This window comes from Mycobacterium sp. 852014-52450_SCH5900713 (genome assembly GCF_001667075.1).
In the GTDB taxonomy this organism is placed as follows: Bacteria; Actinomycetota; Actinomycetes; order Mycobacteriales; family Mycobacteriaceae; genus Mycobacterium.
Window position 1 is genome coordinate 22,574 of record NZ_LZIL01000031.1, and the last position, 14,692, is coordinate 37,265.

Annotated in this window: 7 protein-coding genes; 3 read left to right on the top strand and 4 right to left on the bottom strand. The window is 69.5% G+C overall.

The annotated features are described in order from the left end of the window. Window positions 1-3: 3 nt before the first annotated feature. Together A5773_RS06745 and A5773_RS06750 are read right to left on the bottom strand one after the other, a co-directional pair. On the bottom strand, window positions 4-7,749 hold the full coding sequence (locus tag A5773_RS06745; RefSeq protein ID WP_067790219.1) for a type I polyketide synthase: 7,746 nt from the start codon (window positions 7,747-7,749) through the stop codon (window positions 4-6). Continuing rightward, a complete protein-coding gene (locus A5773_RS06750; protein ID WP_066954577.1) occupies window positions 7,746-9,407 on the bottom strand; it encodes an acyl-CoA dehydrogenase family protein in 1,662 nt (553 codons plus the stop codon). Before A5773_RS06750 ends, A5773_RS06745 begins: the two co-directional genes overlap by 4 nt. A gap of 300 nt (window positions 9,408-9,707) precedes the next feature. Between A5773_RS06750 and A5773_RS06755 the strand changes: the two genes are divergently transcribed. From A5773_RS06755 to A5773_RS06765, 3 genes are all read left to right on the top strand, one after another. Beyond that, window positions 9,708-11,150 (top strand): amidase family protein, encoded by a 1,443-nt coding sequence (locus A5773_RS06755; RefSeq protein WP_066954580.1) that lies wholly within the window; start codon window positions 9,708-9,710, stop codon window positions 11,148-11,150. Window positions 11,151-11,389: 239 nt separating this feature from the next. Continuing rightward, window positions 11,390-11,746 carry a hemophore-related protein gene (locus tag A5773_RS06760; protein WP_066954583.1) on the top strand — a complete coding sequence of 119 codons (357 nt, stop codon included), beginning with the start codon at window positions 11,390-11,392 and terminating at the stop codon, window positions 11,744-11,746. Between the two features lie 217 nt (window positions 11,747-11,963). Then, window positions 11,964-12,302 carry a hemophore-related protein gene (locus tag A5773_RS06765; protein ID WP_066954586.1) on the top strand — a complete coding sequence of 113 codons (339 nt, stop codon included), beginning with the start codon at window positions 11,964-11,966 and terminating at the stop codon, window positions 12,300-12,302. On the opposite strand, the gene A5773_RS06770 is transcribed toward A5773_RS06765, so the two are convergent. Beyond that, a complete protein-coding gene (locus A5773_RS06770) occupies window positions 12,299-13,666 on the bottom strand; it encodes an FAD-binding oxidoreductase (RefSeq protein WP_066954589.1) in 1,368 nt (455 codons plus the stop codon). The two genes, A5773_RS06765 and A5773_RS06770, sit on opposite strands and share 4 nt — an antisense overlap. Beyond that, window positions 13,663-14,688 carry an NAD-dependent epimerase/dehydratase family protein gene (locus A5773_RS06775; protein WP_066954592.1) on the bottom strand — a complete coding sequence of 342 codons (1,026 nt, stop codon included), beginning with the start codon at window positions 14,686-14,688 and terminating at the stop codon, window positions 13,663-13,665. The genes A5773_RS06770 and A5773_RS06775 overlap by 4 nt, the downstream gene beginning before the upstream one ends. Window positions 14,689-14,692 lie beyond the last annotated feature (4 nt).

Below are 14,692 nucleotides of genomic sequence, written 5' to 3' on the forward strand. Positions count from 1 at the left end.
CCCTCAGCCGCGCATGACAGCGCGGATCGGGGCGACGACGTCCGCGGGCGGTGGCTGCGGCAACGGCACGGTGCGGTATCCGTCGAGCCGCAGCACCGGCCTGCCTTCGTCGTCGCGGACGGTGCAGACGAAACCGCCGCGCCCGTCCGGCCGCGCGGTCGCTACGAGCCCGGCCCCTTCGGTCGGGGTCCCGTTCAGGTGCAGCGCATCGACATGCAGCGGCAGGGCCAGGACACCCTCGGTGCCGGCCTCGAACAGCCCCACGGTCTGGAAGCACAGCTCGACGAGTCGCGGCCCGATCAGCACCGGCTCGCCGGTTTGCGGTGGCAGCTCGGCGGCGAATCGGGCGGCCGCGCCGTCGTCGCACCTCCACGCCGAACCGACCACCCGATAGGCCGGGCCGTGGAAGTAGAGCCGGTAGACCTGCTCCGGGCTCAGGGCGGGCACTTCGCCACCGCCAGCAGCGCCGCCGTCGGCGAGGGTCGCCGGCTCGGCCGTCAGCCGCACCGAGCCGGTGAAGTGCACGGTGCGCTGCGGCTGGTCGCTGCCGGGCAGTGTGCGTTCGGCCGACAGCCGGCATTCGGCGACGAGGTCGTCCCCGTCGGGGCGTACCAGGGCCGTCACCGTCAGGGTGCGCGGCTCGTCCCGATAGAACTTGAGCGGGGCCCGGAAGTCGACGTTCTCGATGGCGGCGACGTGCAGGTCGGGCGCCAGCAGCCGCGCGGCTTCGGCGAAGGTCTCCATGCCCATCACGCCGGGCAGCACCGGTGTGCCCTCGATGCGGTGGTGATCCAGGAACGGCCGGGTGGCCGGGTCGAGGGTGGTGTGCAGCACCAGCCCGTCGTGCACACTGGCGCGGACGACCTCGCCGATCATCGGACCGTCCGGCGTCAGCGAGGCCGGGTTGACGCCGCCGGTGTCGTGCGGTTCGGCGGTGAGCCCACCGAGCGCCCCGGCGACGACGACCTCGCCGTCGGTCAGGCCGGCGCCCAGTTCGCGCCTGATCCACGCCACCCCCGCCTCGGGCGGCAGCATCTCGACCCCGGCGGCCGCCATGATCTTCGGGATCGATCCGCGGGTGGCCATGCCGATGCCGCCCCAGGCGGTCCAGTCGATCGCCAGCGTCCTTACCTCCGGACGGGTGCGGCGCAAATTGCTCAGGATCTTGCACTGCAGGTCGTTGGCGGCGCTGTAGTCGGTCTGGCCCATGTTGCCGAACCGGCCGGCGACCGAGCTGAACGCCACGACGGCGCCCAGCGGAAGGTCGGCATGCAGCACGTTGAACAACCCGTCACCCTTGACCCCGAGCACCAGGTCGAACTCGGCGGGCTCCTTGTCGGGGAGCCCGTGGCTGACCTCGACCCCGGCGGCGTGCAGCAGGACGTCGACGCGGCCGCTGGCCTCCCGCACCTGCGCCATCACTTCGTCCACCGCGGCCGCGTCGGTGAGGTCGACGCTGTGGTAGCGCGCCGAACCACCGGCGGCCTCGACGGCACGAATTGCGGCCAGCGCGGCCTGCAGGCGCTCCAGGCGGGCCAGTTCCCGCTCGATCAGGACCGGTGTCGGGCGCTCGCCCCGCGCGCGCATCCGATCCGCCAGTTCGACCTTTAACCCGTCGCGGTCTTCGGTGTACCGGCGCAGGTCGGGGTCTGCCGGGTCGGGTTCCGGAGTGAGGTCCAGCAGGTGGAAGGTGCCCCGCCAGGCCGCGGCGAGATCGGCGGTGATCGCCGACACGATGCTGCCGGCGGCCCCGGTGACGAGGAACACCGGGTCGGGGCCGAGAGGCTCGCTCGCCTCGGCGGAGAACGGTCGCTCCGCGAGCCCGACGCCCCAGCGGCGGCCATCGGCGTGACCGACCTCGACGCAACCGGGGTCGCGCAGGGTCTCATCGATCAGCGCGTCGGCCAGCGCCGCGGTCTTGCGGTTGACCGGGAAGTCGACGGCCTTCACCAGCGCCTCGGGGCGCTCGCGCCGGTACGCCTTGGCGAACCCGGTGACCGCGCCACCCAGGGGGCAGGTCGCCCCGGTCGCGTCGTAGCCGTGGTATCCACCCAGCCGGGTGGCCACGACCAGGAACGGGCTGCGCTCGTACAGGTGCCGCATGGTGGTGTAGAGGTTGCGCACCCGGCGCCGCAACGCTTCTCGCCAGCCGGCGAGGTCCAAGCGCTCCAGCGGGCCCTCGTCGTCGAGGGCCGCCAGCCAGTAGACGCCGTCGACCTCGTCGCTCAGGACGGCGCTGACGTCGTCGTCGGGCCGCAGCGCGACCACGTCGACGCCGAGCCGGGTCAGCCGGGCAGTCAGCGCATCGGCGACGCCGCCTTCGTCGCCCATGACGGCGACGCGCGTGCCCTTGCCGAGCGTGACTCCGGTGGGCACGCAGGCCGCGAGCTCGGGTCGCAGCGCGGGTACGGGCACCCGTCGGGTGATCCGGTCGGTGGCGGCAACGTCGCCCTCGATGGTCGGCGGCACCGCGACGGCGCTTTGCGCCGCCTGCGCTGCCTCAGCGGGCGCTTTTGGGTGGGCCTGCGCCTCCGCCTTGTCGCGGATCCAGGCGATCACATGGTTCAGCGTCGGAAAATCACGAAGCTTGAGGTTCTCATCACGAGCCACCCCGTAGTGCCCCCGGATCGCAGCGAAAATCTCGGCCTGCTTGACCGTGTCCACCCCAAGATCGGCCTCCAAATCCAAGTCCAGATCCAACAATTCACGCGGATAGCCGGTCAACTCGGCCACCGTGCCCACCACCACATCGATGACGTCGTCCCCAGCCGGGACCGCCGGGGCGGCCGCCACCGGGGCCGGCGCCGGGGCCGACGCCTCGGCGGGAGGAGCCGCCACACCGGCCTTGTCGCGGATCCAGGCGATCACATGGTTCAGCGTGGGAAAATCACGAAGCTTGAGGTTCTCATCACGAGCCACCCCGTAGTGCTCCCGAATCGCAGCGAAAATCTCGGCCTGCTTGACCGTGTCCACCCCAAGATCGGCCTCCAAATCCAAGTCCAGATCCAACAATTCACGCGGATAGCCGGTCAACTCCGCCACCGTGCCCACCACCACATCGATGACCTCGTCCCCCGCGGGCACCGCCGCCGACAGCACGGCCGGTTCCGGCGCCGACAGCACGGCCGGTTCCTGCGCCGGGGCGGGCACCTCGGCGGCTACCGGAACCCGCGGGGCCGGCACCGGCGCTCCGGTGTCCACGATCCGCAGCCGGTGCTGCACGATCTCCAGGTCGGCATCGGGCCTGCCCGACACCTGCGCGAGCCAGCGCCGCCAGGCGGTGCGGTCGATGATCCGGTACTCGTAACCGAGTTCGTCCGGGGGCCGGTGACGGCCGTCGGGAACCGGGGTCCAGCGCAGTAGCGTCATCGCGATCTGTGAACCGAACCCGGCGCCCAACCGGAGCGCGTATTGCACCGGATAGCTTCCGCCCACCGACAGGTTCAGCCGGCCCAGCTCCGGGTCGGGTTCCTTGAAGTTCGGGACGGGGGGAACCAGCCCGGTCTCCAGCGACTTGATCGCCACGATGTCCTCGATGCCGGCGCCCATCGCGTGCCCGGTGAAGCCCTTGGTGTTGGTGATGACCACGGCGTCTGCGTCAGACCCGAAAACCCTTCGCAGGGCATTGATTTCGGCCGCGGCGCTGCCCCCGCGGGCCGGCGTGTATGTCTCGTGTGAGACGAACACGGTGTTCGGCGCGATGGCGTGGCGGTCCACGCCGCGAGCTTCGGCCTGGGCAACCAGGTGTTCCATGACGCCGCCGATGTGCTCGACGTCGAGCCTGGTGCCATGGAAGGCGCTGTTGGCGGTGACGGTGCCGAGGACCTCGCAGATGGGTTGCAGCCCGCGTTCGGCGGCGGACTCGGCGGACTCCACCACGAAGGCGGCCGCGCCCATGCCGAGAATCATGCCGTGCCGCCGCCGGTCGAACGGAGTGGCGGCCTCCTCGACGATGTCGTCGGTGGCGGCGGCGCCGGACGCCAGGAAGCCGGACCCCAGCCAGGGCAGCAGGGCGTCGGAGCTGGCGTCGTCGGCGGAGACGACGATCACCCGGCGGCAGCGGCCGACCCGGATCCAGTCCTCGGCGAGCGAGGTCGCCTGCGTGGTGCTCGCGCATGCGGCATTGACCTGCGTGTTGGGCCCGCGCGCGCCGATGATCTCGGCGAATTGTGAATGGCCCATCGCCAGGCAGCGGAAGATGAACCGGCGGTCGAACCGGTACGGGTTGGACTCGCACGCGTGACGCAGCTCGTGGATGCGCCGGTCGACCTCCGTCACGGCCGGTTCGTCGCCGCTCATCCGGGCGCGCACCGCCTCCAGTGCGAGGAGATGCTCCCGGTTGCTCCGGTCGACGTAGTAGTGCTCGAGGTCGCGGGCGAAGTTGTCGTAACCCGGGAACGCGGAGGCGAAGATGACGCCGGTGTCGTCGCGCATCGAGTCGGGCAGCCCCCACCGGTCGGGCAGCTGGGTGCCCAGCGTCGTGGTCTTGTAGTGCATGACCAGCGGGATTCCGGCGTCGCGCAGCGCGTCGAAGCCCGCCCCGATCGCCAGCTTGGTGGTCGAGTCCAGCGCGGCATCGCGGGCGGTGTCGACCGCGAACTCGGCGACCACGTCCAGCGGTGCGCTGCGCCCGGCCAGTTTGATGACGTCGGCCTCGTTGTCGATCGTCTCGAACGTGGGGTCGCCCGATTCCCGCTTGACCAGGCGGGTGATGTGCCGGTCGAGCATCGACCGGCGGAGCCGGTGCGGGATGGTGTCGATGAACTGTTGACCGTCGAGGATCCGGGCGACGTTTTCGTCGTCGAAAACGCGCTCGACACCGGGCAGCCCAAGCGCCGCACCGGTGATCACCACCGGTGCTTCGCTGATCATCGCGGATCTCCCATCCGGCATTGCGGCTTGCGGGGCGCTCGCCACGGCGGCGGTGGCCGTACCCGCCGCGGCAGGCGAGCCGAATCCCAGCCCGGCGGCATACAGCCCGCACAGCGCCCGGTTGAACGAGGCGACATCGCCGGTTTTCGGGTGATTGGTGAAGAGCGCCAACACATCGTCACCGAGCACGTCTTCGACGAAGCCGTGCAGCGCCTTCTTCGGGCCAACCTCGACGAAGACGCGGGCGCCCGCGTCGTACAACGTGCGCAGTCCGTCGACGAACCGCACCGGCGAGGCCACCTGACGGGAGAGCAGGTCCAGCACGGTGTCGAGGTCGGCGTCCGCCGGATAGAAGTCACCGGTCACGTTGGACACCACCGGCAGCCGGGGCGCGCTCATGCCGAGCCGGCGCAGGGCGGTCTTCAGTGGTTCGCTGACCGGCGCGACGATCGCGGTGTGGAACGCGTGGCTGACCGGGAGGCGGGAGGCGCTCATGCCGGCGGCCTGCAGTGCGGCGACGGCACGCTCGACGGCGTCGGTGGCGCCGCCGATGACAGCCTGATTGGTGCTGTTGATGTTGGCGACGACGACGTAGCCGTCGGTGGCCCCGACGATCCGCTCGATCTCGGACAGCGGACCGGTCACGGCCGCCATCGCACCGTTGTCGGGACCGGGCAGGTCGGCCATCGCCCGGCCGCGGACGCTGGCGGCTTCCAGGGCGGCGTCCAGCGACAGCGCGTCGGCGGCCATCAAGGCGCCGTATTCGCCCAGGCTGTGGCCGATCACCATGTCCGGCCGCACGCCGTAGGCATCGAGCAGCCGGGCCAGGGCGAGATCCGTGGCCAGGACGGCCGGCTGGGTGATCTCGGTTTGCATGAGTTGCTGCGAGAGCCGTTGCGCAACAGCCTCATCGGTGCTGTCGGTGAAGATGTAGTCGGTGAGCGGCTTGTCCAGCAGATGTCTGGTGACGCGGTCGGCTTCGTCGAACATCGCTTGGACGATCGGCTCCCGGGCGCGCAGGTCGGAAAGCATGTTGACGTATTGCGAGCCCTGACCGGTATAGAGGAACGCGACCTTGCCCGGTGCGCCGCGGCCGGCGAAGACGCCCTGCACCCGCAGCATCCGCCACACGGCCGGGTCACCGTGCCGCAGCGCGCCGGCTGCCTTCGTCGCCTTGGTGGCGAGGTCGGCCGCGTCGGCATAGTCGATGGCAACCCGAACGGGCGCGCTCGCCAGGGTGGGGTCCGGTGGGGCCACCGCGGGGGCCTGGCCGGCCGACGCCCGTGCGGCAAGCCGGTCCAGCTGTGCGGCGACGTCGGAGTCATCCGCGCCGCCGACCACCGCCGCGCCCCGCAGCGGGGCCTTCGCCGCGACGGGTGCGTCCGTCGCCGGCGCGGAGCGCTGCTCGATGGTCGCGCCCGGGTAGGAGCGGGCCTCCCCCGGCGGGCGATGCCGACCGGGCACATACTCCTCGAGCACGGCATGGAAATTGGTGCCGCCGAACCCGAAAGAGCTGACCCCGGCGCACCGCACCCCGTTGTCCGGTGCCGGCCATTCGCTCAGTTCGGTGTTGACCCGGAACGGGATGTCATTCCAGTCCACGTTGGGGTTCGGCTGCTCGAAATGCAGGCTGGGCACCAGCACCTTGTCGTGCAGGCTGAGCACCGTCTTGAACAGGCCGGCGGCACCGGCCGCGCCCTTGAGGTGGCCGATGTTGGACTTGACCGAGCCCAGCGCGATCGAACCGGGCTGCGCGCCGGCCTTACCGAAAACGTCTGCGAGGCTGGCCAGTTCGGTGGCGTCACCCACCCGGGTGGACGTCCCGTGTGCCTCGACGCAGGTTGCCGCCGCCGGATCGAGGCCGGACACCGCCCAGGCGCGCTCCACCGCGAGCCGCTGGCCCACCGGATTGGGCGCGGTGATGCCCTTGCCACGACCGTCACTGGAGCCGGCGATGCCGAGCAGCACCGCGTAGATCCGGTCGCCGTCGCGTTCCGCGTCGGACAACCGCTTGAGGACGAACAGCGCTGCGCCCTCACCCATTACGAAGCCGTCGGCGCCCGCGTCGAATGGGCGGGTGCCGGTCGCCGACAGCGCACCGATCTTGCAGAACTTCACGAACCCCGCCGGGTCCATGTTGCGGTCGAGGCCGCCGGTCACGGCGGCATCGAAGTCGCCGGCCTGCAATCCCCGCACGGCGGCCGACATGGCGGCCAGTCCCGAGGCGCAAGCCGCGTCGGTGGTGAAGTTGGGGCCGCGGAAGTTGAACAGGTTCGCCACCCGGCCCGCTGCCACGTTCGCGAGCTCGCCGGGCATGGTGTCCTCGGTGATTTCGGAGATTCCACCCAGGAACGAGGCCCGGGTCTCGGCGAGCACGGCGTCGCGCACCGGTTCCGGCAGCGCCGCGAATGACGGTGCGGTGCATAACTTTTGAATCATCGCCGGAAACTGGATCCGCAGGTTGGTCCGGTGCTGCTTGTCGCCGCCGATGGCGCTGCCGATGATGACCGCCACTCGTTCGGGGTCCACCGTCCAGTCGGGCCACCCGGCTTCGAGCAGGGCGGAACGGGCGGCCGCCACCACCCACTTCTGACCGTCGTCCATCTGCGCGCTGACCGCCGGTGGGATGGGTAGCCGCCACGCCAGCGGCTCCCACGTGAAGTCGCGGACCCACCCACCGATTCGGGAGTAGGTCTTGTCGGGCGCGTGGGGGTCGGGGTCGTAGTAAAGCTCCGGATCCCAGCGCTCGGGCGGCACGTCGCTGATGCTGTAGCGGCCGGCCTTGATGTTGGCCCAGAAGGTGGCGGCGTCGGGCGCGTCGGGCATGATCGCGCTGACGCCGACCACTGCGATCGGCTCCTGTTGCGTGGTCGTCATGATGATCCGGCCTCTCTTCGATACAGCGCGTCCCCCACCCGGTCCATGTCATCCAGCAGGCCGGCCTGGGCGGCCCGCACCCGGTCGAGCGGCAGCGCGACGGCGAGGTCGGACCCGGTCCCGGCGCCGGTCACCCACCGTGAGCCCTCCTCGGCGACCTTCAGCGCCGCGTCGCGCGCGAAAACCCGGCTGATGGCGGCCAGCGCGGCCGCGTCGAAGCGGGTGTCCGATTTCTCCGGCAACGCACCGGTTGCCGCCGCGGCGGCGCGGCGGGCCAGTGCGCCCGCGCACTCGGCGTAGCTGATCAGTTCGCCCAGCCGCAACAACACGTGCTGGCTGCGCGTTAGCCGGCCGACGCGGCACGATTCCAGCACGGCGGCAAGGCATTCCAGCGCCAGCGCCGCCGTGGGCCCGCCACATTCACCGGGGACATCGTCAAGTGCGCGAGCCGCGTCGCGGTAATAGGCGCCGGACGTCTTGAGGTGCTGCTGCCAGCGGCCGCGCGCGATCGTCATCTCCATGATCTCCGAGGTGCCCTCGTAGATCGTGGTGATCCGGACGTCGCGCTTGATCTTCTCCACCAGGTACGGACGGGTGTAGCCGTATCCGCCGTGTGCCTGGATCGCGGCCTCGGCGGCCGCGTTACCGGCCTCGGTGGCCAGGTATTTGGCGATCGCGCCCTCGGTGTTGAGCGCGCCGCCGGCGCCCTCGCCGCTGTCGATCCGGGTCGCGGTTTCCTCGATGAACGCGCGTGCCGCCTCCAGCCGCACCGCATGCGGCACGATCAGCTTGTGGGTAAAGCCTTGCTTGTTCGAGAGCGGCGCGCCGCCCTGCACCCGCTCGGTGGAGTAGGTGATCGCCCGGTCCAGGGCCGACCAGCCGCCACCGAGCCCGAATGCGGCGACCATCACCCGCGTGTAGCCGAAAACCTGTTGGGCCTGGGCAAGTCCGTGGCCCTCCTCCCGGCCCACCAAGTGCTCCGCCGGGACCAGCACGTCATCGAGGAATAGCGCTGCGGTGTCGGACAACCGGATGCCGTGCTTGTCCTCCGGGGGCGCCGACGAGAAGCCGGGGGTGCCCTTCTCCACGACGAACCAGGACGGTCCGCCCGGCGCCAGGGCCAGGACGGAGTAGGCATCCGCGATGGAGCCGTTGCTGATCCACTGTTTGCGCCCGTTGAGCCGGTAGCCGGTCACCTGACCGTCGGTTTCCACCGGTGTGGCGGTGGTGTTCATCGCGGCCAGGTCGCTTCCCGCCTCGGGTTCCGTTGCGGCGTAAGCGAATAGAATGCCCCGTTCGGCGATGCGCCCCAGCCACTCCTTGCGCTGCTGCGCGGTCGCGCCGACGACGATCGGGTCGCTGCCGAGGAACGTGGCCAGCACGGCGGTGGCTACGCCGATGTCGAACCGGGCGAGTCGTTCGCAGACACGGTAGGAGTCGAACGCCCCGCCGCCGAATCCGCCGTACTCCTCCGGGATGAAGACCAGCTGCACGCCGAGGTCTTCACCGCACATCGCGCGAACGGTTTCCTCCGGGCAGACGTCGTCGTGGTCGAGGTCCAACCGGCGAGCGTCCGGCAGGGCCTCGGCGAGAAAATCATCGAGTGAGGCCAGCATCATTTCGAGGCTGTCGCGGTCCAGGCCGACGTCGGTGGTCATCGCTTTGCCCCCGGCCCCCAACTGGCCATGACGATCAAGCGCCACGTGCCAAACGCGGCGGACGACATGGACTTTTCCATTGAAAATGTCCTCCCTGGCAGGCAGTGACTCCCCTCCCACCGCTGCTTCTAGTCATTCTTTGACCCTCCGGGTATCGCGGACGAGAGCCGAAAGTCCTATTGCCGCAGGAGACAAGTCCTCGCTGGCCTGCATGAATTCGTTCTCGGCGGCATCGGTCAAGGTGTGCGTACACTCGGCGGGGTATTTAGTCCGACGGGGGGTTGGCGCGAAAGGGCGTGCATGACCGCCGTTGATGATCAGGGCCTGGGCTTTGCCGGGGTGGCGCGGCTGGCGCAGCTGGTGCGCGATCGCGAGGTTTCGCCGCGAGAGCTGGTGGAGTTCCACTTGGAGCGGATCGCTCAACTCGATCCGATTTTAAATGCGTTTCGGGTCGTGCTCGCCGAGCAGGCGCTGGCAGAAGCGGCGCAGGTCGAACGCCGGCTGGCCGCAGGCGAGGTGCTGCCGCTGGCGGGCGTGCCGATCGCGGTCAAAGACGACACCGATGTGGCGGGAGTGTCGTCGATGTGCGGCACCGCGATCGACACCGGCCCGGTGAGCCGCGACAGCGCCGCCGTGCGGCGCCTTCGGGAAGCCGGGGCGGTGATCATCGGCAAGACGAATCTGCCCGAGTTCGGCGCCGTCCCGATGTGCGAGTCCCCCACCTGGGGTGTTACCCGCAATCCTTGGCACCTGGAACGGACAACCGGAGGTTCCAGCGGCGGTTCGGCGGCGGCAGTGGCGGCCGGCATGGTGCCCGGCGCGCTGGGCACCGACGGCGGCGGGTCGGTTCGCATCCCGGCCGCGTGCTGCGGAGTGGTGGGCCTGAAGGGTCAGCGCGGGTGGATCAGCACCAAGCAATCGCCGGAGCGGGCCTACCGATTCCACGGGCTGCATCACATCGGTGCACTGGCCCGCAGTGTGGCCGACGCGGCGCTGCTGCACGACGCGATGGCAGGCCTGGAGCCCAACGACGAAATCGTCTCTGCGACACCGCCGCCGACACTCATCGAGGCGGTGTCGCGCGAGCCACGGCGCCTGCGGATCGCCATGTCCTTCAAACCGGTCATCCCGGTGCCGGTCAGCGACGAAGTGCGCCGACCGGTATTGGAGACCGCCGAGCTGCTGCGCTCGCTCGGCCACGAAGTCGTCGAGCGCGATCCGGTCTATCCGCCGGCCGCCGTCCTTTCGGTGTTCGCGCTGATGATGCACGGCCTCGCCGATGAAATCGAGCGGCTGCCCACACCCGAGCTGTTGGAGCGGCGGATTCAGGCCGAGGGACGTACCGCCCGGCTGATCCCCGACTGGCTGGCGCGCCGCGCGCTGGCCGCCCGCGACCGAATGAGCGAGCGCGGGCTGCGGCCCGTCGCCGATTTCGACGTGCTCTTGACGCCGGTATTGGGTAAGCCGCCGGTGCCCGTCGGGCACCTCGAGGGGCTGGGACCGACTCGCGCGATGGCGCGGGTGTTGGGGTTCATGCCATTCACCCCGACGCAGAACTACACCGGGCAACCGGCCATGTCGGTCCCGGTCGGAATCTCGCCGAACGGGCTGCCCGAAGCGGTCCATCTGGTGGGGCGGCCCAACGATGGGTTGACGCTCATTTCGCTTGCCGCGCAACTGGAGTCGGTGCGCCCGTGGGCACAGCACCGCCCACCGGCTGCGCGGTATCGCACACCGGCTTAGGGTTGGCTCCCCAAAGATCGTGCGTCGGTGGGCTGCGCGGGCCTTATTTATGTTGCGCTGCATGCGATTTGACCGGCGGACAATGCGTGGAATTGCATGACGAAAGACGTCTTATTTCGCCGCTAATGAATTCTTAGATACTCCAGAGCCCGGAAGGGACCCGTACCCCGAAACAGGCGCTAGGCTGACATAATCATCGCCGCATTTATCGCGGTGCTTCCCGTTGAAAGGTTATTCACATGGTCACGTCTTCGTGGACCAGATTGGCAGTCGCGACTGGTGGTCTGGCGTTATCCCTCGCCACTGGAGCCGGCATCGCGTCCGCGGATCCCGCTCCCGCTCCCGATCCCGATCTGGAACGGGTCATCAACTCGACCTGTACGTACGATCAGGCGACGGCGGCGCTCAACACGCAATATCCGGACGATGCCGCGAAATTCAACGGATCACCGATTGCGCAGGGCTTCTTGCATCAGTTCGTCGATTCGCCGCCCGATCAGCGCCGGCAATTGGCTGCGCAGATCCAGGGCATGCCCGACGCGCAGCCGTACCTCCAAACGATGAAGAACGTCGCGAAAATCTGCAACAAGTACTGAGCACCCGGGCCCGGGCCGCACCAGGCGCATTGGCCGGCCCGGGCCAGGTTGGACCAAGGGCCGAAGGGCCTCGGAATTTGGGCCGATTGGCGGGTTGTCGAACGGCGTGCGCGGGGTGAGGCTGTAGTTGTAACGAATCAACTACTGACCGAAAGAGGCGAGCTCCTTCAGATGTCGCCGAGACCGGCATCGACGCCTCAGTAAAGGGGGGTAAACAATGATCACTCCGTCGTTGGCCAAATTGGCCGTCGTACTTTGTGGACTGGCATTGCCGTTCACCAATGGAATCGGAGTCGCATCCGCCGACCCCGACATCACTCCGGCCGTCAACAGCCCGTGCAACTACCAGCAGGTGGTGGCGGCGCTGAATGCGGAGTTCCCGGGTCCCGCGGCGCAATTCAACGCTTCCCCGGAGGCCCAGGCCTGGTTGCACGATCTCGTCGCTGCGCCGCGGCCCAAGCGCCGGCAGTTGCTGCAGGACATGGGAAACAACCCCGACGCCGCCCCGTTCCACGGCATTGTCGTGCCGTTGGCCAACTCCTGCGGCAACTACTAGCTGTCCGCTGCGGGCTCGACGTTCTGGTTCAGCGCGAAGCGGTTGTCCGGATCGAGGCGAGCCTTCAGCTTGGCGAGTCGGCGGTAGGTTGCTTCACCGAAGCTCGCCCGGATGCGCAGCGGCCCTTCGTCGCCCACGAAATTGAGGTACACGCCGGTCGGACCGAGGGGGCGCAGCGTTTCGTACGCTTCATCCGTCCACAGTTTGCACCGTTCGGTGTCGGCGGGGTCCGTCCACGTGGTGATCAGGTGCACGATGTAGGGATAGTTGCGGGTCGAAAAGGCGGTCGCCTGCGGCGGAACGCGGCTCGCAACGCCGCCGAGCCGGATCAGGTGCACGTGCGTCTGCGGCGCGGGGCGCGTCCGCCCGAGCATCGCGATCCGCCGGATCGCGTCGTCGGATAGCTCCGTGAGAAAAGTCGACTTCCAATAGTTCAGCCGCCCGAACGGGGCCGTGTGGTCGAGGGCCTGTTGCCAAGTGGGATAGGCGACTTCGCGTTGCAGCGCCATCACCGGTTCGGTGGCCGCCCCGGCGACCTGCGCGAGCGCGCCGACGGCGGCCCGACCGATCTCGTCGGGTCTCGTCGAGCAGCTCAGTATCGTGACCAGCCGGCGCCCCGAGCCCTCATCGGTGCCGAAGTCGACGAGGGACGCGAGGTGGTCGTCGGCGTTGTTCATCTGGGCGCGAAAGTGTTTCAGCACGGCCTCGGCGTCGGTGTCGTCGTAGGCTCGCATGCCCCCGATGACCTGATCGACCGGGTGCAGATCGAGCACGAAGTGTGCGACCACCCCGAAGTTGCCGCCGCCGCCCCGCAGTCCCCACAGGACCTCCGCGTTCTGTGCCCCGCTGACGTACAGCACCTCCCCGTTGGCCAGCACGAGCTCCGCTGCGGTCAGATTGTCACAGGTCAGGCCGTATGCGCGGGCCAACCAGCCGACCCCGCCGCCGAGCGTGAAGCCGCCCACACCCGTCGTGGACACCACCCCGCCGGGGCAGGCCAGACCGTGGCGGCCGGTGACCCGGTCGATGTCGCGCCAGGTTGCGCCGGGCTGGACGACCGCGATCCGGTGCTCGGCGTCGACGACGACGCCGCGCATGAGGGAGAGGTCGATGAGGATGCCGCCGTCGGTCGAGGAGTGTCCGGCGACGCTGTGCCCGCTGCACCGCACCGCGATCTCGGCTCCGGAGCCGACGGCGTAGCGGACGGCGGCGACGATGTCCGCGCGGGAGCGGCAGCGCAGCACGACGGCGGGCCGCTTGTCGACGAGGGCGTTGAAAACCTGCCGCGCCGAGTCGTAGTCGTCGCTGCCGGGGTGGACTATGTGGCCGGTGAAGCCCGGTATCGCGTCGATCGCGCGTGTCATCTCCGTATGCGTGCCCGGGAATCCGCGGGTTGTTCCGGCAGGTAGTGGTTTTCCAGGTACCAGTCGTAGGCACTCTGGGCGGCCGTCCGAAACGGCGTATAGGGGACGCCCAATTCGGTGCGGGACTTGCTGCCGTCGGCGTAGATGCCAACGGACGACAGCCGCATCTGCTTGCCCCCGACGGGCAGTCGTGGGCCGACCACGAAGCGGGCCGCGCCCACGGCGGCCGCGGCCACCGGTATGGTCCACGCGGGGAGCACGACCCGCGGCCCGGGCCGGCCGGCTATGTCGTTGACGGTCGCGAAAGCCTCACGGAAGCTGAGGTTTTCGCCGGCCAGGATGTAGTGCTCACCGGCGCGTCCCCGCTCTGCGGCGGCGATGTGGCCCGCCACCACGTCGCCGACCGCCACAAAGTTGGTGCCCCCGGGTGCGGCGACCCGCAGCCGTCCCCGTGCGGCCTGGACGAACATCGCACTCTCCGTGCCGTTGAGGTCGCCCGGCCCGATGACGACCGACGGATTGACCGCCACGGCCGCAAGGCCGGCGGCGACGGCGAGGCGCAGCTCGGATTCGGCGAGGTGCTTGCTGTAGCCGTATGGAAACTGGCGCGGACGCAGGTTGAAGCGGTCGGACTCGGTGAGCAGGTGTCCGGGCTCCGGCACCCCGAGCGCGGCGAGGGAACTGGTGAGGACGAACCGTTTTACACCCGAGCGCAGGGCGGCGCCCAACATGTTGCGGGTACCGCCAATGTTGGTGCGGTAGAGGAGATTTTGCCCGCGGTAGCGCCAGTAGTCGGAGATCGCGGCGGTGTGGAACACCCAGTCGCAGCCGGCCATCGCGGCGGTGAGGGTGTCCATCTCGTCCAGCACGTCGCCGACGCACGTCTCGCAGTCCAGGCCGGCCAATGCAGCCAGCGACGACGTCGACCGCCGCAGCACGCGGACATCGATCCCTCGTTTGACCAAGGCGGCCACCAGGTTCGACCCCACGAACCCGGTCCCTCCGGTGACGAATGCGCGCATGGGA